The organism is Aeribacillus sp. SP014 (assembly GCF_054055575.1).
The window spans coordinates 1-20,756 of the sequence record NZ_JBSRXI010000001.1; the positions used below are offsets into that span (position 1 = coordinate 1).

The 20,756-nt window shown below is 42.6% G+C and carries 16 protein-coding genes, 10 tRNA genes, 2 rRNA genes and 3 pseudogenes; 2 read left to right on the forward strand and 29 right to left on the reverse strand.

What is annotated here, in order from left to right:
* The 13 genes from ACVIJU_RS00005 to ACVIJU_RS00065 all read right to left on the reverse strand — a co-directional run.
* Positions 1 to 2,825 (reverse strand): 23S ribosomal RNA (locus ACVIJU_RS00005); the annotation flags it as partial.
* Between the two features lie 138 nt (positions 2,826 to 2,963).
* Positions 2,964 to 4,517, reverse strand: a 16S ribosomal RNA gene (locus ACVIJU_RS00010).
* Between the two features lie 73 nt (positions 4,518 to 4,590).
* A tRNA-Gly gene (locus ACVIJU_RS00015) sits at positions 4,591 to 4,664 on the reverse strand.
* 210 nt (positions 4,665 to 4,874) lie between these two features.
* A tRNA-Pro gene (locus ACVIJU_RS00020) sits at positions 4,875 to 4,948 on the reverse strand.
* Positions 4,949 to 4,952: 4 nt separating this feature from the next.
* Positions 4,953 to 5,029 (reverse strand) — tRNA-Arg (locus ACVIJU_RS00025).
* A 54-nt stretch (positions 5,030 to 5,083) separates the two neighbouring features.
* Positions 5,084 to 5,169: transfer RNA gene (locus ACVIJU_RS00030), tRNA-Leu, on the reverse strand.
* A gap of 5 nt (positions 5,170 to 5,174) precedes the next feature.
* Positions 5,175 to 5,256: transfer RNA gene (locus ACVIJU_RS00035), tRNA-Leu, on the reverse strand.
* A 6-nt stretch (positions 5,257 to 5,262) separates the two neighbouring features.
* A tRNA-Lys gene (locus ACVIJU_RS00040) sits at positions 5,263 to 5,338 on the reverse strand.
* 168 nt (positions 5,339 to 5,506) lie between these two features.
* A tRNA-Gln gene (locus tag ACVIJU_RS00045) sits at positions 5,507 to 5,581 on the reverse strand.
* 119 nt (positions 5,582 to 5,700) lie between these two features.
* Positions 5,701 to 5,772, reverse strand: a tRNA-Glu gene (locus ACVIJU_RS00050).
* 8 nt (positions 5,773 to 5,780) lie between these two features.
* Positions 5,781 to 5,871, reverse strand: a tRNA-Ser gene (locus ACVIJU_RS00055).
* 4 nt (positions 5,872 to 5,875) lie between these two features.
* Positions 5,876 to 5,950 (reverse strand) — tRNA-Asn (locus tag ACVIJU_RS00060).
* Positions 5,951 to 6,085: 135 nt separating this feature from the next.
* Positions 6,086 to 6,544: a SprT family protein gene (locus tag ACVIJU_RS00065; RefSeq protein WP_117017404.1), complete on the reverse strand. Its 459-nt coding sequence runs from the start codon at positions 6,542 to 6,544 to the stop codon at positions 6,086 to 6,088.
* Between the two features lie 169 nt (positions 6,545 to 6,713).
* Here ACVIJU_RS00065 and cmpA point away from each other — a divergent pair, with 169 nt between their 5' ends.
* Positions 6,714 to 6,827 (forward strand): cortex morphogenetic protein CmpA, encoded by a 114-nt coding sequence (gene cmpA / locus ACVIJU_RS00070; protein ID WP_094245000.1) that lies wholly within the window; start codon positions 6,714 to 6,716, stop codon positions 6,825 to 6,827.
* A 143-nt stretch (positions 6,828 to 6,970) separates the two neighbouring features.
* On the opposite strand, the pseudogene ACVIJU_RS00075 reads toward cmpA, so the two are convergent.
* The 14 genes and pseudogenes from ACVIJU_RS00075 to acpS all read right to left on the reverse strand — a co-directional run bounded on the left by ACVIJU_RS00075 (position 6,971) and on the right by acpS (position 17,988).
* Positions 6,971 to 9,128: pseudogene (locus ACVIJU_RS00075) on the reverse strand (Tex family protein).
* Between the two features lie 98 nt (positions 9,129 to 9,226).
* A complete protein-coding gene (locus ACVIJU_RS00080) occupies positions 9,227 to 9,826 on the reverse strand; it encodes a PP2C family serine/threonine-protein phosphatase (RefSeq protein WP_117017402.1) in 600 nt (199 codons plus the stop codon).
* Positions 9,823 to 10,608, reverse strand: coding sequence for an RNA polymerase sigma factor SigB (gene sigB / locus ACVIJU_RS00085; protein WP_117017401.1), 786 nt, complete (start codon positions 10,606 to 10,608; stop codon positions 9,823 to 9,825). The genes ACVIJU_RS00080 and sigB overlap by 4 nt, the downstream gene beginning before the upstream one ends.
* Positions 10,574 to 11,056, reverse strand: a complete 483-nt coding sequence (rsbW, locus tag ACVIJU_RS00090; RefSeq protein ID WP_063388235.1) for an anti-sigma B factor RsbW — start codon at positions 11,054 to 11,056, stop codon at positions 10,574 to 10,576. Before rsbW ends, sigB begins: the two co-directional genes overlap by 35 nt.
* Positions 11,056 to 11,379, reverse strand: a complete 324-nt coding sequence (locus ACVIJU_RS00095; RefSeq protein ID WP_063388234.1) for an anti-sigma factor antagonist — start codon at positions 11,377 to 11,379, stop codon at positions 11,056 to 11,058. Before ACVIJU_RS00095 ends, rsbW begins: the two co-directional genes overlap by 1 nt.
* A 60-nt stretch (positions 11,380 to 11,439) precedes the next feature.
* Positions 11,440 to 12,447, reverse strand: coding sequence for a PP2C family protein-serine/threonine phosphatase (locus ACVIJU_RS00100; protein WP_066247065.1), 1,008 nt, complete (start codon positions 12,445 to 12,447; stop codon positions 11,440 to 11,442).
* A 9-nt stretch (positions 12,448 to 12,456) separates the two neighbouring features.
* On the reverse strand, positions 12,457 to 12,858 hold the full coding sequence (locus ACVIJU_RS00105) for an anti-sigma regulatory factor (protein WP_063388232.1): 402 nt from the start codon (positions 12,856 to 12,858) through the stop codon (positions 12,457 to 12,459).
* Position 12,859: 1 nt separating this feature from the next.
* On the reverse strand, positions 12,860 to 13,222 hold the full coding sequence (locus tag ACVIJU_RS00110; protein WP_063388242.1) for an STAS domain-containing protein: 363 nt from the start codon (positions 13,220 to 13,222) through the stop codon (positions 12,860 to 12,862).
* Positions 13,222 to 14,056: pseudogene (locus ACVIJU_RS00115) on the reverse strand (STAS domain-containing protein). The gene ACVIJU_RS00110 and the pseudogene ACVIJU_RS00115 overlap by 1 nt, the downstream one beginning before the upstream one ends.
* A 377-nt stretch (positions 14,057 to 14,433) precedes the next feature.
* A complete protein-coding gene (gene ndoA, locus ACVIJU_RS00120) occupies positions 14,434 to 14,784 on the reverse strand; it encodes a type II toxin-antitoxin system endoribonuclease NdoA (RefSeq protein WP_063388230.1) in 351 nt (116 codons plus the stop codon).
* Positions 14,785 to 14,788: 4 nt separating this feature from the next.
* The gene (locus tag ACVIJU_RS00125) at positions 14,789 to 15,070 is read right to left on the reverse strand and encodes a CopG family ribbon-helix-helix protein (RefSeq protein ID WP_063388229.1); all 282 of its coding nucleotides are present in this window, start codon (positions 15,068 to 15,070) and stop codon (positions 14,789 to 14,791) included.
* A 147-nt stretch (positions 15,071 to 15,217) separates the two neighbouring features.
* Entirely contained in the window at positions 15,218 to 16,372 is a 1,155-nt protein-coding gene (gene alr / locus ACVIJU_RS00130; protein ID WP_063388228.1) for an alanine racemase, read from the reverse strand.
* A gap of 113 nt (positions 16,373 to 16,485) precedes the next feature.
* On the reverse strand, positions 16,486 to 17,502 hold the full coding sequence (locus ACVIJU_RS00135; protein ID WP_201108609.1) for a LolA family protein: 1,017 nt from the start codon (positions 17,500 to 17,502) through the stop codon (positions 16,486 to 16,488).
* Between the two features lie 123 nt (positions 17,503 to 17,625).
* A complete protein-coding gene (acpS, locus tag ACVIJU_RS00140; protein WP_063388226.1) occupies positions 17,626 to 17,988 on the reverse strand; it encodes a holo-ACP synthase in 363 nt (120 codons plus the stop codon).
* Positions 17,989 to 18,085: 97 nt separating this feature from the next.
* Between acpS and ACVIJU_RS00145 the strand changes: the two are divergent.
* A pseudogene (locus tag ACVIJU_RS00145) lies at positions 18,086 to 18,670 on the forward strand (rhomboid family intramembrane serine protease); the annotation flags it as partial.
* Between the two features lie 172 nt (positions 18,671 to 18,842).
* Here the strand turns inward: ACVIJU_RS00145 and ACVIJU_RS00150 are convergent.
* Positions 18,843 to 20,270: a PH domain-containing protein gene (locus tag ACVIJU_RS00150; protein WP_456687137.1), complete on the reverse strand. Its 1,428-nt coding sequence runs from the start codon at positions 20,268 to 20,270 to the stop codon at positions 18,843 to 18,845.
* The gene (locus tag ACVIJU_RS00155; RefSeq protein WP_063388223.1) at positions 20,260 to 20,739 is read right to left on the reverse strand and encodes a PH domain-containing protein; all 480 of its coding nucleotides are present in this window, start codon (positions 20,737 to 20,739) and stop codon (positions 20,260 to 20,262) included. The genes ACVIJU_RS00150 and ACVIJU_RS00155 overlap by 11 nt, the downstream gene beginning before the upstream one ends.
* Positions 20,740 to 20,756: the final 17 nt, after the last annotated feature.

A 20,756-nucleotide genomic window follows, 5' to 3' on the forward strand; every position in this document is an offset into this window, starting at 1 on the left:
CGATGGGAAATCTCATCTTGAGGGGGGCTTCACGCTTAGATGCTTTCAGCGCTTATCCCTTCCGCACATAGCTACCCAGCGGTGCCCCTGGCGGGACAACTGGTACACCAGCGGTGCGTCCATCCCGGTCCTCTCGTACTAAGGACAGCTCCTCTCAAATTTCCTGCGCCCGCGACGGATAGGGACCGAACTGTCTCACGACGTTCTGAACCCAGCTCGCGTACCGCTTTAATGGGCGAACAGCCCAACCCTTGGGACCGACTACAGCCCCAGGATGCGATGAGCCGACATCGAGGTGCCAAACCTCCCCGTCGATGTGGACTCTTGGGGGAGATCAGCCTGTTATCCCCGGGGTAGCTTTTATCCGTTGAGCGATGGCCCTTCCATGCGGAACCACCGGATCACTAAGCCCGACTTTCGTCCCTGCTCGACTTGTAGGTCTCGCAGTCAAGCTCCCTTCTGCCTTTGCACTCTCCGAATGATTTCCAACCATTCTGAGGGAACCTTTGGGCGCCTCCGTTACCTTTTAGGAGGCGACCGCCCCAGTCAAACTGCCCACCTGACACTGTCTCCCGCCCCGATCAGGGGCGCGGGTTAGAATGTCAGTACAGCCAGGGTAGTATCCCACCGTCGCCTCAGCGCAAGCTGGCGCTCACGCGTCTCTGGCTCCTACCTATCCTGTACAAGCTGTACCCACATTCAATATCAGGCTGCAGTAAAGCTCCACGGGGTCTTTCCGTCCTGTCGCGGGTAACCTGCATCTTCACAGGTACTATAATTTCACCGAGTCTCTCGTTGAGACAGTGCCCAGATCGTTACGCCTTTCGTGCGGGTCGGAACTTACCCGACAAGGAATTTCGCTACCTTAGGACCGTTATAGTTACGGCCGCCGTTTACTGGGGCTTCGGTTCGCACCTTCGCTTTTCGCTAAGCGCTCCCCTTAACCTTCCAGCACCGGGCAGGCGTCAGCCCCTATACTTCACCTTACGGTTTCGCAGAGACCTGTGTTTTTGCTAAACAGTCGCCTGGGCCTTTTCACTGCGGCTCATCATGGCTTATCACCTTGATGAGCACCCCTTCTCCCGAAGTTACGGGGTCATTTTGCCGAGTTCCTTAACGAGAGTTCTCTCGCTCACCTTAGGATTCTCTCCTCGCCTACCTGTGTCGGTTTGCGGTACGGGCACCTCTCACCTCGCTAGAGGCTTTTCTTGGCAGTGTGGAATCGGGAACTTCGGTACTTCCTTTCCCTCGCCATCACAGCTCAGCCTTCCGGCAAGCGGATTTGCCTGCTTGCCAGCCTAACTGCTTGGACGCGCACATCCAGCCGCGCGCTTGCCCTATCCTCCTGCGTCCCCCCATTGCTCAAACGGTGAGGAGGTGGTACAGGAATATCAACCTGTTGTCCATCACCTACGCCTTTCGGCCTCGGCTTAGGTCCCGACTAACCCTGAGCGGACGAGCCTTCCTCAGGAAACCTTAGGCTTTCGGCGGAGGGGATTCTCACCCCTCTTTCGCTACTCATACCGGCATTCTCACTTCTAAGCGCTCCACCGGTCCTTCCGGTCCGGCTTCGATGCCCTTAGAACGCTCTCCTACCGCTGACACCAACGGTGTCAACCCGCAGCTTCGGTGATACGTTTAGCCCCGGTACATTTTCGGCGCAGAGCCACTCGACCAGTGAGCTATTACGCACTCTTTAAATGGTGGCTGCTTCTAAGCCAACATCCTGGTTGTCTAAGCAGCTCCACATCCTTTTCCACTTAACGTATACTTTGGGACCTTAGCTGGCGGTCTGGGCTGTTTCCCTTTTGACCACGGATCTTATCACTCGCAGTCTGACTCCCAAGGATAAGTCATTGGCATTCGGAGTTTGACTGAATTCGGTAACCCGATGGGGGCCCCTCGTCCAATCAGTGCTCTACCTCCAAGACTCTTCCCTTGAGGCTAGCCCTAAAGCTATTTCGGAGAGAACCAGCTATCTCCAAGTTCGATTGGCATTTCACCCCTACCCACACCTCATCCCCGCACTTTTCAACGTGCGTGGGTTCGGGCCTCCAGCAAGTGTTACCTTGCCTTCACCCTGGACATGGGTAGATCACCTGGTTTCGGGTCTGCGACCTCGTACTATTTCGCCCTCTTCAGACTCGCTTTCGCTGCGGCTCCGCCTTTCGGCTTAACCTTGCACGAAATCGCAACTCGCCGGTTCATTCTACAAAAGGCACGCCATCACCCGTTAACGGGCTCTGACTACTTGTAGGCACACGGTTTCAGGTTCTCTTTCACTCCCCTCCCGGGGTGCTTTTCACCTTTCCCTCACGGTACTGGTTCACTATCGGTCACTAGGGAGTATTTAGCCTTGGGAGATGGTCCTCCCTGCTTCCGACGGGATTTCACGTGTCCCGCCGTACTCAGGATCCACTCGGGAGGGAACGGAGTTTCGACTACAGGGTTGTTACCTTCTCTGACGGGCCTTTCCAGACCTCTTCGTCTACCCCGTTCCTTTGTCACTCCTTAATCGAGTGTCCTACAACCCCAAGAGGCACGCCTCTTGGTTTGGGCTGTTCCCGTTTCGCTCGCCGCTACTCAGGGAATCGCTGTTGCTTTCTCTTCCTCCGGGTACTTAGATGTTTCAGTTCCCCGGGTTGCCCTCCATACCCTATGGATTCAGGTATGGATACTGCCCCATTACGGGCAGTGGGTTCCCCCATTCGGACATCTCCGGATCGACGCTTACTTACAGCTCCCCGAAGCATTTCGGTGTTTGTCCCGTCCTTCATCGGCTCCTAGTGCCAAGGCATCCACCGTGCGCCCTTTCTAACTTAACCGTTTCTTCCTAACATGAGCGATCTATTCGTGAATGTCTTTCCGTTATCCAGTTTTCAAAGAACAATCAAGAAGGATATGATCCTTCAAAACTAAACAAAACGGAAAAGCGCACCCTATTTCAATGTATATATCCTTAGAAAGGAGGTGATCCAGCCGCACCTTCCGATACGGCTACCTTGTTACGACTTCACCCCAATCATTTGTCCCACCTTCGGCGGCTGGCTCCCGTAAGGGTTACCCCACCGACTTCGGGTGTTACAAACTCTCGTGGTGTGACGGGCGGTGTGTACAAGACCCGGGAACGTATTCACCGCGGCATGCTGATCCGCGATTACTAGCGATTCCGGCTTCATGCAGGCGAGTTGCAGCCTGCAATCCGAACTGAGAGTGGTTTTTTGGGATTCGCTCCACCTCGCGGTTTCGCTGCCCTTTGTACCACCCATTGTAGCACGTGTGTAGCCCAGGTCATAAGGGGCATGATGATTTGACGTCATCCCCACCTTCCTCCGACTTTTAGCCGGCAGTCACCTTAGAGTGCCCAACTGAATGCTGGCAACTAAGGTCAAGGGTTGCGCTCGTTGCGGGACTTAACCCAACATCTCACGACACGAGCTGACGACAACCATGCACCACCTGTCACCCTGTCCCCGAAAGGGGAACGCCCTATCTCTAGGGTTGTCAGGGGATGTCAAGACCTGGTAAGGTTCTTCGCGTTGCTTCGAATTAAACCACATGCTCCACCGCTTGTGCGGGTCCCCGTCAATTCCTTTGAGTTTCAGCCTTGCGGCCGTACTCCCCAGGCGGAGTGCTTAATGCGTTTGCTGCAGCACTAAAGGGTGGATACCCTCTAACACTTAGCACTCATCGTTTACGGCGTGGACTACCAGGGTATCTAATCCTGTTCGCTCCCCACGCTTTCGCGCCTCAGCGTCAGTTACAGGCCAGAGAGCCGCCTTCGCCACTGGTGTTCCTCCACATCTCTACGCATTTCACCGCTACACGTGGAATTCCGCTCCCCTCTCCTGCACTCAAGTTCCCCAGTTTCCAATGGCCGCTCGCGGTTGAGCCGCGAGATTTCACATCAGACTTAAGGAACCGCCTGCGCGCGCTTTACGCCCAATAATTCCGGACAACGCTTGCCACCTACGTATTACCGCGGCTGCTGGCACGTAGTTAGCCGTGGCTTCCTCGTCAGGTACCGTCAAGGTACCGCCCTGTTCGAACGGCACTTGTTCTTCCCTGACAACAGAGCTTTACGATCCGAAGACCTTCTTCGCTCACGCGGCGTTGCTCCGTCAGACTTTCGTCCATTGCGGAAGATTCCCTACTGCTGCCTCCCGTAGGAGTCTGGGCCGTGTCTCAGTCCCAGTGTGGCCGGTCACCCTCTCAGGTCGGCTACGCATCGTCGCCTTGGTGAGCCGTTACCTCACCAACTAGCTAATGCGCCGCGGGCCCATCCTGCAGTGACAGCTAAAAGCCGCCTTTCAACCGAAAACCATGCGGTTTTCGGTGTTATCCGGTATTAGCTCCGGTTTCCCGAAGTTATCCCAGTCTGCAGGGCAGGTTGCCCACGTGTTACTCACCCGTCCGCCGCTAACCTAAAGGAGCAAGCTCCCATCGGTCCGCTCGACTTGCATGTATTAGGCACGCCGCCAGCGTTCGTCCTGAGCCAGGATCAAACTCTCCAAAAAAAGTTTGTCACCAAATGCTCTTTTAGAATCAACAGGCACGCTTTTCGTTTTGTTCAGTTTTCAAGGATCATTTTGGAGCGGGTGATGGGAATCGAACCCACGACATCAGCTTGGAAGGCTGAGGTTTTACCACTAAACTACACCCGCGCGAAAATATTTGTTTTTCTATTTAAATGATAAACACGCATTTTCCATGCCTCTTCCTCTTCCAGCATTGTTCGAGGATGTAAATGCGTCGAGGCAACTCGCAGATTATTCATTGAAGTGTCGCTCGTGGCTGAGGTTTTACCACTAAACTACACCCGCATATCTTAATTTATTCATGCAATTTTGCTTTTAAGCCTATATTGATCAAAATCGGGAAGACAGGATTCGAACCTGCGACCCCATGGTCCCAAACCATGTGCTCTACCAAGCTGAGCTACTTCCCGTATATGGCGCGCCCGAGAGGAGTCGAACCCCTAACCTTTTGATCCGTAGTCAAACGCTCTATCCAATTGAGCTACGGGCGCATTCCACAGGTTTTTTATTGTAACTCACTTAAAATATGATGTCAATACTTTTTTTGGTGCGGTAGAGAGGACTCGAACCTCCACGGGGTCGCCCCCACTAGGCCCTCAACCTAGCGCGTCTGCCATTCCGCCACTACCGCGAATATGCGGGTGGAGGGACTTGAACCCCCACGCCGTAAGGCGCTAGATCCTAAGTCTAGTGCGTCTGCCAATTCCGCCACACCCGCATTAAATGGTGAGCCATGGAGGATTCGAACCTCCGACCCTCTGATTAAAAGTCAGATGCTCTACCGACTGAGCTAATGGCTCATAAAAAGTAATTTCTTCTAATCTGTTTTAAAGTCGGTCAGATGTCCCTTCCTCTTCCAGCTTTCTCAAGGATGCTGGATGCGTCGGGACAACTCGCTGCTTATTCAACGAAGTCTTGCTCGTTGCTCTACCGACTGAGCTAATGGCTCTTATTATTTTTATAATAAGTGGCTGGGCTAGCTGGATTCGAACCAGCGCATCACGGAGTCAAAGTCCGTTGCCTTACCGCTTGGCTATAGCCCATCAAAAAGTCACAAAACTTATTGTAACATTTTTTGAACGCTATGTAAAGACTTTTTGGTTTGGATTTTTTAAAGTTAGAAATAGGAAGTTTTTCAACTTCCTATTTCAGCGAATATGAATGACCCGTACGGGATTCGAACCCGTGTTACCGCCGTGAAAGGGCGGTGTCTTAACCACTTGACCAACGGGCCATTTTTCATGGCGGAGAAGGAGGGATTTGAACCCTCGCGCCGCTTACACGACCTACTCCCTTAGCAGGGGAGCCCCTTCAGCCACTTGGGTACTTCTCCAAATTGGCTCCGCAGGCAGGATTCGAACCTGCGACCGTTCGGTTAACAGCCGAATGCTCTACCACTGAGCTACTGCGGAATGAAGAAAAAAATTGACGACTGTAACCATTGTAATGAGCATTTATAATTTTGTCAACAGTTCATTATATATTGTTTTTCGCTGCCATCCAATTAGCGACGGCTTTTATACTTTATCATATCTTTCTCCTTTTCGTCAACCATTATTTTTATAAAATTGAATTTTTCCTCCGCACTTTCCGCATAAATATCGTTCTGGGTTCATTTTTCTATGGCGAATAAAAGTGCTCATACATGATAGGCATTTATAAATATAAATAATATTATTTTTATTTTTTTCTCTTAATGGTGTGCAAAATCTAGGTGCACCTACTTTTTTTAAAAGCATTTTAAAGTCAGAGTCCCGATGCCGAAATCCTTTTCCTTCGATATGAAGATGGTAGTGGCAAAGTTCATGCTTAATAATCCCTATTAATTCGTCCATTCCGTATTGTTCATAATATTTTTTATTCACTTCAATATCATGGCTGTTTAATAAATATCTTCCGCCTGTTGTTCGAAGACGGTGATTAAAATACGCTTTGTGAACAAATTTTTTCCCAAAAAAGGATAGTGAAATTTGCTCCACAAGTTTTTGAAGCTGGTCATCATTCAATGTACTGCACCTACTTTAAAAACATGTTGAACAGGACAACAACTTAACGCATACAATAAATATTACTACATCTAATCGGACTCACATATTTTATTTTAGCATATGCTTTTTTTCTTGACCATAAAATGGCAAGCCAAAAAGAACAATACATCCAAGGAGGTATTAACCAATGCCGAATTGGCTTATAAATCAAATGAAGAAAGCATATTATGAAAAAAACGTTTATCAAATCAAGTTATTAAATCAATGCTGGTATTTCTATAGAAAAAAGCACTGCTCATAATTCAACAGCTCTCAAAGAACAGACTAACTTTTTTTCAAAATTTTTGGTTGATAGATCGTTGTTTGCTTCCATCAGCATGCAATATAAGGTTGATAAAAAAATCAGCTGTCGACTTTGCCGACAGCCGTGATTTCTGTTGTTATTTATTTAACCATTGTTAAAGCGACTCTTCCCTTTATCAACATCAACTTTTTCCACCCAGACTGTCACGATGTCCCCAACCGAAACAACGTCCAAAGGATGCTTTACATATTGTTTGCTTAATTTTGAAATGTGCACAAGTCCATCCTGTTTAACGCCGATATCAACAAATACACCAAAGTCTACTACGTTTCGAACCGTTCCTTGCAGCTCCATTCCTTCTTTCAAGTCTTCAAGCTGCAGCACATCTTTTTTCAAAAGAGGTTTTGGAACTTCATCACGAGGATCGCGCTCCGGTCTCATTAAAGCATCGCATATATCCTTCAATGTATATTCGCCAATATGCAAGGCTTTTGAAGTTTCTTGAATATTCAGCGATCTGATTTTATCTTTCAACAGTTCTGTACCGATATCATCGACTGTCAATGAAAGGCTTGACAGCAGTTTTCTAGCGTCTTCATAGCTTTCAGGATGAATGCTCGTCCTGTCAAGCGGATCGTCGCCGTCCAATATTCTTAAAAAGCCGATACATTGCTCATACGTTTTCTCCCCAAGCCGTGGGATGGATTTTAAATCGTTGCGATTCACAAATTTTCCAATTTCTTCTCTTCGTTTCACAATATTATGAGCCACTGTTTTTGATAATCCAGATACGTATTGCAACAGAGACGGCGAAGCAGTATTTACGTTGACACCGACTTGGTTGACAACTGTTTCCACAACAAACGTTAAAGAGTCATGCAATTTCTTTTGGGATACATCATGCTGGTATTGACCAACACCGATTGATTTAGGATCAATTTTCACCAATTCAGCAAGCGGATCTTGAAGCCTTCTAGCAATGGATACTGCGCTGCGTTCTTCGACTTCAAGATCTGGGAACTCTTCCCGGGCTAAATCAGAAGCTGAATAAACACTTGCTCCCGCCTCGTTAACAATTAAATAATAAATATCTTCTTTTAATTCTTTTATTACATCTGCAACAAATTGTTCTGTTTCTCTTGAAGCTGTTCCATTGCCGATAGCGATTACTTCAATTTGGAAGCGTTGAATAATATCGATCAGCTTTTGTTTTGATTTTTCTATTTCATTTTTTGGCGGATGAGGATAAATCACATCAATATAAAGAACTTTTCCAGTTTCATCGACTGCCGCAAGCTTGCATCCTGTACGGTAAGCCGGGTCGATTCCTAAAACGATCGTTCCTTTTAATGGAGGTTGAAGGAGCAGTTTTCTTAAATTTTCGGAAAAAACACGAATGGCCTGATCTTCAGCTTTTTCAGTCAATTCTTTTCTAATCTCCCGCTCAATCGAAGGCTGTATGAGCCGTCTATACGCATCCTCCAACGTTTCAATTAAAATATCAGCAGCAATTGTCCTTTGATCCGAAACAACTTTTTTCTTCAAATAGGCTACTATTTGTTCTGTCGGCGGCTCGATTGCCACCCTTAAAATCCCTTCCTTCTCCCCTCTGTTTAACGCCAAAACACGATGGGGAACGATTTTTTTGATCGGTTCTTCATATTGGTAATACATTTCGAATACTTTTTTCTCATCTTTTTCTTCGTCTTTACACGTTGAGACGACCATACCTTCTTTCAACGTTTGCTCCCTTATCCATTGCCGAAAATTCGGATCGTCTGAAATCCATTCTGCAATAATATCTTTTGCACCAGAGAGAGCATCTTCAACCGTATGGATTTCTTTCTCTTCATTGATGTATTTTTCGGCTTCTTCTTCAATCGATCCCGCTAGCGGCAAGGAATATATCCATTTGGCTAAAGGCTCAAGCCCTCTTTCTTTTGCAATCGTTGCTTTCGTTCTTCTTTTTTGCCGGTATGGCCGATACAAGTCTTCAACTTGCTGCAATTTTTCAGCCGCCAGTATTTCATTTCGCAAAGATTCTGTTAGTTTTCCTTGTTCCTCAATTAACCGAATAACTTCTTCTTTTCTTTTTTCAAGGTTTTGTATGTATTGCCAGCGTTCACTAATGTTTCGTATTTCCACTTCATTTAAAGCGCCTGTTTGTTCTTTTCTGTACCGCGCAATAAAAGGAACGGTGTTGCCGTCTTCAAGCAATGCAATGACATTTTGAATTTGTTTGGTGGATATTGATAATTCGCTGCTTAACATTTGAAAAATTTTCTCATTATTTAACATTCTTTAGCCTCCACTACTATTTCCATCTACATAAACATTTTATCAAAAATTTTTTCAACATAAAAAGACAACCGTTTTCCATCCGATTGTCCCAACAATTAAAAAAGCTGCCCGATTATATAAGTTAAATCATCTGTCCGATCGGAAAGAAATTTATCGAAGCCTTTCGCAATCTCGTGAATAGAAGAATGATCTTTTAACGCCGTTTTAATGTTTGAAGCATAAAGGCCATCAGTGTGAATAATAAATTTTGACCCTTTTTCATATGAAAAAGTGCGGATGCGATATTTCTTCATTTTACCAGGTAAATATCCAGCGGTTGGAATTGGATAAATGTATTCCCCAGAAGGCAAATATAAGATGAAACGAACGTTTCCTACCGAGCCGTATGTAATAGTTTTGTCTACGAAATCCACCTTTAATATTCCGGCTGTCGCGCCTCTTTTACCTTTTAATTTCTTATGGCACTGTTTAAAAATCTCATGTACAGTTTCCTGCTGGTATTGCTTCACCGTTTGGCATATGATTTCAGATGATTCACGCGCAGCTTGTCCACTTCCCAACCCATCTGCGACAACACAAACAAATCTATGCTCGTCCGTACAGGTGAAAAAACTGTCTCCACAATAAGCACTGCCTACTTTTCCAACCTGACATGTCAAAAATTGAATATGTTCAGTTTCTTGATATTGAATCATTGCCCTATCTCCATTGGATCAGCGTGAACAGCTTTTTTTAATTTTTTTAATGCTTGGCGCAATAGTCTGGAAACATGCATTTGGGAGATACCTAAAATTTCACCTATTTCTTTTTGACTGCGGTTATGATAAAAAGAATGTAGAATAATTTCTTTTTCTCTCTCAGTTAAAACGTGCATAATGTTTTCAATAGTCAGTTTTTGAAGAATGCGTTCAAAGCCCTCGTCTTTTTGTCCGACAAGATCTAAAATGGTGACCGCGGTTCCATCCGGTCCAGCTTCTATTGAGTGATCAACAGAAAGCGTATGATAGTTTTTGACCATTTCCATAGCTTCCAAAACTTCTTCCTCAGCTGCTCCTAAATATTCTGCTATTTCCTTGACCTTCGGAGAGCGCTCCAGCTGACTCGTCAACTGCTCCACCGCTGCATTTATTTTTGGTCCAAGTTCTTTCATTCTGCGGGGCACATGGACGCTCCACGTTTTATCCCGAAGATAGCGTTTGATTTCTCCAATAATCGTTGGAACAACAAACGCATCAAATGATTTCCCAACTGTTGGGTCGAAGCGATCAATCGCTCCCAATAAACCGATCATCCCGACCTGTACCAAATCCTCCTGATACATTTTCGAACTTGAGTACTTTTTTGCCAGTGCAACAACAATTGGCTGATAAAGTTCAATAATTTGTTCTTGTGCTTTTTCATCTTTATTTTCCTGAACTTGACGAATGAGTGCATGGATTTCGTTATTGCTTCGTTTTTGACCATGAGGTTTGTTCATTTCTCATTCGCTCCTCATTTAAAAGCTTGGACATCTTGACAGTTACTCCTGAGTTCATATCGATTGTCACTTCATCCATGAGCGTTTTAATTAGAAACAAACCTAAACCGCCCTCGCTCAATTTTTCAATCGGCATGGAAGGAGAATAAGGCCCGGTGTTTTCTTTCATTTTTGATAAATCAAAATTTTTTCCATCGTCTGAAACAGTGATCTCTAATCGATTTTCGAACAAGCTGAAGCCGATTCTCACTTCACCGTTTTCATTATGACCGTAGGCATGCTGCACCGCATTTGTACACGCTTCACTGACGGCAATCTTTAAATCTTCAATGTCATCATATGTGTACCCCATTCTATTGGCGATACCGGATAGAGTCAATCTGACAATCCCTATATACTCAGTTTTCGCAGGTATTTTCATTTCAATGTAATCAATACATTTATCCATTAATCCTCACCTTTTCTTGAAATCTCGATGATGCTGTCCAAACCGGTAATATGAAATAGGCGCTCCAGCCGCGGCGACAAATTTGTCAATTTCAGCTTTCCGCCTTGTTTTCTGACCGTTTTCAACAATCCGACAAAAACTCCTAATCCGGTTGAGTCCATATATTCAACATCTTTTAGGTTGACTTCAATAAAAGGTTCGCTTTCCTCAGAAATGGGCGCAAGTTTATTTTTTAGCGCTGGCGCAGTATAGGCATCAATCTCTCCTTTTAGATGCACATACGAAACCTTTTTTTCCCTTTTAATATCAATTTCAAGATTCATTCTGATCCCCCTCATAAAAGACAAAATCATCCATTCACTTATACCCTTTTTCGAAGCCGTTTAAACATTTTTTTTCATAATGATTAAGGTGAAATCATCCCGCAATTGAAAACCTTGCATTTTCTCAAAATCTTTATAAATATTTTCTACTATTTGCTGAGCAGGCAAATGTAAATGAGCTCGGATGGCGCTCGTCACTGCAGCTCTATCAATAAATCCTTCCTTCGTTCTTGTTTCAGTTACTCCATCTGACAAAAGAATAATCATATCGTTTTGGAAAAGATTTAATTCATATTGCTCATATTTCACTTGCCGGTCAACACCTAAAACAAGCCCTTTTGATTGAAGGTCATAAAAGTGATCCTCGCTGGCGCAATAATAAAAGCCCGGTTCATGTCCTGCAGATGCATATGTAATCTTATTCGTCCGAAAATCGTACTTACCAAAAAACATGGTAATAAACATATTGACATCGATGTTTTGTTCAACAACTCTATTTAAATTTTCTAATATGTAACTCGGATTTTGCCTTGATTCCAGGAGGCTGTCCATCGCATATTTAATCATTGATATACACAATGCTGCAGGTATGCCTTTGCCTATGACATCCGCAATCGCAACGCTCATTGTGTTTTCATGTTCTGCAAACTGGTAATAATCTCCGTTCATAATTTTGGCAGGAACGCTGATGACCCCTATGTCCAATTCTTCGACTTTTGGAATATTTGTTTGCAGCAGTGCCTGCTGTACGTTTGCTGCAATTTCAATTTCGGATTTCAGCTCAAGCTGCCTGCCCCTCAAAAATTGATGTTCTTGATAAGCCAGACCATAACCAACCATTACCTCCAATAAAAAGTCAAAGGAATCTAAAATCTTTTTTGGTATGTCTGGAAATAATTCTTTTAAAACTTTTAAATGGATGTTGATGATTTCCTCAGGCGGTATTTTATGTTCAATTGCTTTCCAACTGAAGCGCTGCCCTTCATATAAAGCTTGTTCGGTCAGTTCTTGAATGTAATTTGCTAACATCTCTTTATATTTCATTTGAATATCATCATCAAACGCCATAAAATCCTCCTAACGAAGCCATTTCACCACTTGTACAACGGTCCCTTCGCCTGTCTTTGAGTCGATATAAAATTCGTCCATTAAGCGCTTAACACCAGGCAATCCAGCCCCAAGTCCTCCTGACGTCGTAAATCCATCCTCCATTGCCTTGCGAATATCAGGAATTCCCGGCCCATGATCAGAGGCGGTAATTTTAATTCCTTTTTTTTCTTTTTCTTCAATTTTATCGATGTAAATTTTCCCACCATTTGCATAATGATAAATGTTCCTTGCTAATTCTGATATTGCGGTGGTAATCCGGGCTTGGTCCACTGCGCCGAATCCAAGTTCTTTCGCAGCATGACGACCCAATTGGCGGGCAGCCACAATATCCCATTCGTTCATAATCATTACACAGGATTGGCCATCCATTCTAATCCTCCAGCTCCTTAAGCAATTCCAGCCCTTTTTCCAAGTCAAGCGCAGTATGAATATCTTCCAGTTCAATGCCTAATTCGATCAGCGTAATAGCCACAGCAGGCTGAATACCTGTCAACACGACCGTCGCCCCCATTAACTTAGACATGTTGACACAGTCCCCTAAAATCTTGGCGATAAATGAATCAATGACATCAACGGAAGTTAAATCAATGACAACACCTGTTGCTCCTGTTTCATGAATTTTCTTTAATAAATCTTCCTGAAATTGCATCGCTGTTTTGTCGTCCAGCTCCCACTGTATTGAAATTAATAGATTATTATACAGTTTTAAAATAGGTATTTTTGACGTTTTCATCATCTGCGTTCACCCATTGAAACAATTTTTCGATTGGTCATTTCAAGCGCAGCTTCGATGCCTTTTTGAAGGGTATTTTTCGTCGTAATTTGACTTAAATCAATGCCTAGATTCACTATCGTTTGCGCAATTTCAGGGCGAATGCCGACAAGCAAGCTTTTTGCTCCTACAAGACGAACTGCTTCTGCAGCTTGTATAATGTGATGGGCTACCATCGTATCCACAACAGGCACACCGGTTATATCAATCAGCACCACTTCAGAACGATATTTAACGACCCCCTTTTAATAAATTTTCCATAATTCTTTTGGCACGGTCCGTATCAATCGTTCCAATCAATGGCATAACAGTGATGCTATCAAAAACTGGAATCAACGGCGCAGACAATTCTTGCAGAGCCATTTTTTGGAGATTAATGGTTCTTTCATATGAAGAGGTATATTGCAGAAATACTTCCCGATTAACCGGTGAGGTAACTTTCTCTATCTCCGATAATAATTCAAGCGGATCACCCGGTATTTGTTTCTCAAGCAATTTAGCAAATAATATTTTTTCAAAAGTATGTAAGCATTGAGCAATTTTGTCCATTGGCCAGTCAAGCTGGACAATCCGTTTTGAAAATTCATGAATTTTTCCAGAAAATTCATCTTCTTTGTTTTTGCTCCATTCGATGAGAATATTCACATATTCTGCAGCAATTGCTTGATCAATTTGATCAGACTCAGCGGAAATTGATTGAGCATCAGCCTTGTTGAAGCGATCAATCCAATCCTTCATAATCTCGTCTCGATGCATTCGGATAAATTCAACTATTCCAGAAATTTTCAGTGACATGTTGCATGTCTCCTTTCAAAAACTTGGCCTTTTCAACTTTTATAGAAAAATAAAAAAAAATTATAGATATGTTCCCGTTTTTATCATTTTTCTTCCACAATATCTGCTAAGCTGTCGCATTCATTGCTTACAGCTATTTTATAAAGGGAACGCGGCAAATCTTCCTTTCGCTTCTCGACTATGGAAGATGCTGTTTTTAAATGCTTCGTCGTTTAAAAAAGCGAATGCAGCTTGTCAGCACGTCTGTTCATTTTTGCGCAAAAATCAAAAATACCACAGTTTCGCAACTGTGGACATTTTTTCAATCTTATTTATCTTAAACATTCTACCTGCAGGCAGTCCTTTTGAAAAGATCGTTGAAATATACGTAAAAAATATTAGAAATCGATCAGGCCTAAACTGATTTGTAAGGCATCGTCCACTTTATCCATCATTTCATCATCAAGATGGGTAATTTTATCCGTTAACCGTTGTTTATCAATCGTTCTAATCTGCTCAAGCAAAATGACCGAATCCCGTTCAAATCCATATTTTTTCGCATCAATTTCAACATGAGTCGGCAATTTTGCTTTTTGAATTTGTGCTGTAATAGCGGCTACGATCACCGTTGGACTAAAACGATTCCCTATATCATTTTGGATAATTAAAACTGGACGAACGCCGCCTTGCTCTGAACCAACTACAGGGGATAAATCAGCAAAATAAACGTCGCCGCGTTTAACAATCAAAAGATTACCCCCCGCTAACTAAGCGTTCAACGGTGTGTTCAGCCTCATACTCTGCCAGAAAAGCCTCCGATGCAATATTTAGATTGATCTTCGCCATTTCCATATAACCGCGTCTCATTGACTCGCGAATTTGGCGTTTTTTACGCTCTCTCAAATACATTTTCATTGCTTGATAAATAAATTCACTTCTGTTTCCGTTTTCCTGTTTCACGATTCCATCTAATTCAGAAACAAGTGCTTGTGGCAATCGAACAATAATTTCCGTTGTTGAGCTGGATTCAGACACCAAAATACACCTCCACCGTTCCTACAAAGCCGAAATCATTTTATTCCAATATTAATATTAACATTTATATTCGTTGAAGCAAAGCCATTTTTCAAATAATTTCTTCAATATTATCGGCATTGATATGAATATTTTATTCAAGTTTCTTCATTTTTCAGTAAGCAGAGGATTTCTTACGTTTGTTTTGCCCCCATTTCTTATATAAATCCGAGGAACCCGCCAATTGATCATGCATGGAATTTCATAATTAATCGTTTCCAGCCGTTTAGCCACTTCATCAACTGAAATCATGTCATTGCCTTGTGAACCGATAAGTGTCACTTTTGTCCCGACAGGTTTTTTTTCCGGAAGCTTAATCATCAGTTGATCCATGCAAATGCGCCCGATAATAGGAACGCGCCTTCCATCGACAAGAACTTCCGAACCAGTCAATTTTCGAATCCATCCATCAGCATAACCGATTGGAACCGTACCAATCCATTCCTCCTCTTTCGCTGCGTATGTTGCTCCGTAACTTACTTTTTCCCCTTTTTTTATTTTTTTAATATGAACAATCTTTGAGTGTAAAGAAAAGGCTTCATATAACGGAAAAGGCAGCGTGCTTTTGATAAATTCCGATGGCGCCAAACCATACATGGAAATGCCAAAGCGAACCGCATTAAAAGTTTTTGTTGGAAAGCGAAGAGTCGCAGCACTGTTAGCACAATGAATAATCAAACCGTCTGTATCCACGATTTGCAATAATTCCAGGAAACGTTCATATTGCTGTTCAAAATATGCTGTATCGTGTTCGTCTGCTGTGGCAAAATGAGTGAATATACCTTCTAATCGAAATAACTGCTGTCCCTTTATGAGCGAAATGGCTTGTTCGAGTTCTTTTTTATCTCTTATTCCGATCCGTCCCATACCTGTGTCTAATTTCAAGTGGATGTTGACTGATGTTTTCCCTAAATATTTTCCAGAACTTTCCAGCCATTCAGCTGAATAGGCAGTCACACTTATCCCATTTTCTCCTGCAACTGTAACATCTTCTGGTCTTACCGCTCCTAAAACGAGGATAGGGGCCTTTATTCCTGCTTGTCTCAATTTCAATGCTTCATCTAGAAAAGCGACTGCTAATTTAGCCGCACCTGCTGACAATGCTGCTTGGGCAACTTCCACATCTCCATGACCATAAGCATTAGCCTTCACAACAGCAATAATTTCAGTTTCATTCGGCAAATGTTCTTTTAATCCATGAATGTTCGCTTCAATATGATCTAAATTAATTTCTGCCCATGTATCTCGGAAATAGTTCTGCATCTTAATTTCATCTCCAACGATATCGTTTTGTTTATTTTATATCACTGTTTCTTTTTAAACAATAGTACATAAAAAAGGCGGCAGAAGATCGTTTCTTTTGCCGCTCAATTTTACTACTTCCCTGATTGGCTTTGTACAGAACGAGCAACTGCAATCATTTCTTTTTGCGTCAGTTCGTTTGAAGCGAGCATATAATCCACACCATTATATGTCCATGTTAAAGAATTGTCGGTCAGCGCTCCAACTGCAAACCCTAAATCGACCAGCTCTCCACTGACAAATTCTGAAGAGGTAACTGGTGAAACTTCCGCAAGCTCCTCAATAAGAGTAAATGATTTTTCGCCTCCGTAAGTTAATACTACTCGTTTTCCGCTATCTGTATTCAGCTCTTTTTCTTGGACGAGATCGACACCTTCCGGCAAGTCTTCCTTAAGCGGATAAAGAACAGCAAATTGTTTGTTCGCTGATTGAGCCAAAACAGGAATATCCACTTGGGCATTGGACATCGTTTTTTCTATTTCAAAGGCATTTTTATCAAATTTTGGATTCGATTCAAAATTGGAAAATTCAACAGAAACAAGCGCATTCCGATCAACATCCATCACTTTCACATATGAAGGTGTCAAATTTTTCTTATGAAATGCAATTTTTTGGTATGGGAGCATTTGATTGTTTTGATAATTGGTTTTTGTTTCAAATACATAGTTCTTTTCCCCGACTTCGAATTTCGCTTCTTTATCCTTCAATATATCTTGGACAAGCGATTCATACAGGTAAGCTTGACTCGAATTTTGCGGCCAATTGCTTTGGAAACGGAAGCTTTTGTTCAAAGCAGGAGTCAGAACAAATACCCCATCATCATTTCTTAAAATAATTTGGCTTTGATCCCTGTCATCATTTTTTAATAGCACTCGATAATAATGGGGCTTTTTGTGCCAAATTTCCACTTCATACACATGCGGCTCTTCCGCTGTTTTGATCGTCATTTTGGCGTTCACCTTATAGCCTTTTAATTCTTCAATTTTTTTGTTCAATGCACTTGAAACGTCTTCTTTTGATTTTACGCCACATGCAGATATTAATCCCACAAAAAGCAGACAGACAATCACGAGCTTTACGCCTCTCGTCAAATTTTTCAACCCCTTTGCCTCAATTAGCGTCACTAGGAAGTTTTGAAGAGTCAGTGAACAATTTCTGACTTGTCTCCCCTACCGCATTACAACTATATGAGGCAAGGTCAGCAAATATGCAGACTAGCTTGACAGGCTTTCAATGATTACTTGCGCAGCAGCAAAATTTTTTGAATGAGTGATTGTCACAAACACCCGGTCTGATGTAATATTTTGCACAATGATCGGTTTCCCTTTTTCATCATGTAAAATTTCAATATCTAAAAAGCCCACTGTCTTTCCGATTCCTGTCCCTAATGCTTTGCTAAATGCTTCTTTAGCGGCAAATCTGCCTGCCAAAAACTCCAATTGTCTTGAATCCCGCAATTTATTAAAGATTTCCTTTTCGCGAAACGATAAGATTCTGTCAATAATGTTGGATCTCCGCTCCATAATATCTTTCATCCTGTCCATTTCAACGATATCAAGTCCAATCCCAACGATCACACCATCACATCCCTTTAATTTTCTACTGTACTATTTATAAATTGAAAATCATACAAATGATTATAGAATACTTGTCCTGTTGAAAAGGAGAATTCACATGTTTCGCAGAACAGAAAGCCTTCACACTTTTATTCGCCTTTATCCTGCTGTCACGATCATAAGCTGCATACATGTTGTGTTATGGATTATGATGAAACTTTCTTTCCCAATATTTACGCTTCTATTTTCTTTTTTAACCGGATACAATGCAGGGGTTCATTCAGGGGAATGGTGGCGGCTCATTACACCAATTTTTTTGCATACTAGCTTTTCCCATCTTTTGTTTAATACAATCACACTTATTATTTTTGCCCCGCCGCTGGAACGAATGGTAAAGTCAATTTATTTTCTGGTCATTTACAGTGCATCAGGCATTATAGCCAACATTGCAACCTATTTGATCATGCCAATGGATTATTCTCATGCAGGAGCTTCAGGGGCGATTTTTGGCATTTTGGGCACGTACATGTTCATCTGTTTTTTCCGAAAGGAATATATGGATCAAAAAAACTCTCAAATGATCTTAACGGTTACAGCCATAGCTCTCGTACTGTCCTTTATTGATGCCCATATCAATGTAGTTGCACATGTAACAGGACTTCTGGCTGGATTTTTGCTAGGTAAAGTGTTTGTCCGCAAAAAACCAAGCTTCATTCATTATACGTATTATCATCAACCGGTTCGGCAGGAAGGAATGAAATTATTTTTCAAAAAATGGTCGATATGGATTTTTGTTTTCGTTTTTATACTTGCGGCTATTTTATATGTGTTGTAAAAATTTAAATCACTCCCATCCACATGAGAGATGGGAGCTTCTAAACTTGTCCTTCACTTCTTCTTGAAAACCATTTATAAATTTCCATTCCGTCCTTTTCCTCGAGGTTTTTAACAGCAAAAAAGCTTCCAGTAGACTTGGAAATAATACTGCACTGAACAGAAGTCAGATCTTTTTGTCTCTGAAAATAGGATTGTTTCAATTCCAATGATTGAATCCGCTTTTTTTCGAAAAAGACGGTTGTCTTATTCAACACGCGGAAAGACAGCGTCAATTCTTTTCCATTTAAATACCAACCTGTATCTTTATATTGAAAATATCCGAGCACCAGTGCAAAAGGAATGAGAATAAGTGATAAGTAGCCCCATGGTTTAAAAAACAAGCATAAAGGGACGGCTATGAGAAGTGATAAAATCAGCATACGGAGCAAAAATCTGGATAGCGCACGCCGCGGAACCGGGTGCAGTGTCTCGTTTATCGTCAAATGAAAAAAGCTTTCAACCTTTTCTTTAACTTGTTTCTTCCGAATTAACGGAAACAAAATGGTCTCGACATCCTTGTCACTTCCGCCTCCCGCCGATTCAATATGTACAGTTGCATATCCAAAAGGCTGGCGCAGCCAATTTTCTGTTACTTTAATTGCTTGAATACGATCTATTGGTATAGAAATCTGTTTTTTTTCAAAAATGCCACTTGAAATAATAATCTGTCCGGCTTCTTCTCGAACTGTAAAATCTCCGTACTGGAGTAAAACCCCGATAAAGCTTATAATCCACGCAATGATCAAACCAATCAAACATAAGATGACAATCATCGTCACACTTGCATGGACAATCCATTCCAGCTTGTCAAATATTTTTTCGTACGGAATAATTTCATCAAATTGGCTTAAAAAGGCTACGATTGACAGAGCAACCCCTAAGCCGCTTGAAGTTGCTGCAGTAATAAGCAGTTCGTTAAAGCTTATTTTGTAAAGAACCCTTCCTTCTTCCAGTTTGTTTTGCTCTGCTTCTCCTTGTGCTATTTGTCTTTTTTGCTCCTTGATGATTGTCCGAATCTGTTCTGCCTCTTCTTTCCGTATGGCGCTAAGTTCAACCTCTGCTTCGCCCATGCCGCCCGCTGTTTCGATTTCAAGCTTCACTACACCGAAGAGGCGCTGGATGAAACCGGCGGTTACATTTATGGATTGAATTCTTTCAATCGGTATATATCGATTTTTTTTTAAAAAAACGCCCTGCTCAACACGAAATTCATTTTCTTCAATGCGATAAGTAAATTTCAACCAATTTAACACACTGGAAATGATCGTGAGTATAAGTGCTAGAATCGTTCCGATCAATAAAAACGACCGGATGTTTCCTATGTTTGTGACAAACAAGAAAATATTCGTTACTATAATTTCTTTAATCGCCTTCGCAATTTTCACTAAAACAGCTACGGGATGCAATCTTTTCTGATCATACATCATCCTTCGCCTCCCGTGCCAATTTCGAGATATAATCGCGAAGCTGATCCGCTTCTTCCATTTCCAGGGCAGGAATCTCGTGAACCGTTGCTGCAGTGGAAATAGTTACAGTCGCCAAGTTATATTTTCTTAAAATCGGTCCTTGTGAGGTATCTACATGCTGAACTCTCACCATTGGAACAAGCACACGGGTAACTGTAAACAATCCATGCTGCAAATCCAGTTCATTCTCATGAACTTCATATCGCCATATTTTCAACCGAATATTTGGAAAAATGAAAATGGAACAAATAGAAGACACCAACCAAATAATTGCCAATATAGGAATAATCCATTTCGGCCAGTTGAAAAAAAATATCAATAAGGATATGCCTATGATCACCAGCAACTCAACGATGCTCCAAATAGCCGCAGTGATCTTCCATACAGTAACAGCTTTAGGACTAATGCGATTTTGTGGTTCGCGCCGCAAGTTTTTCCCTCCCTTGT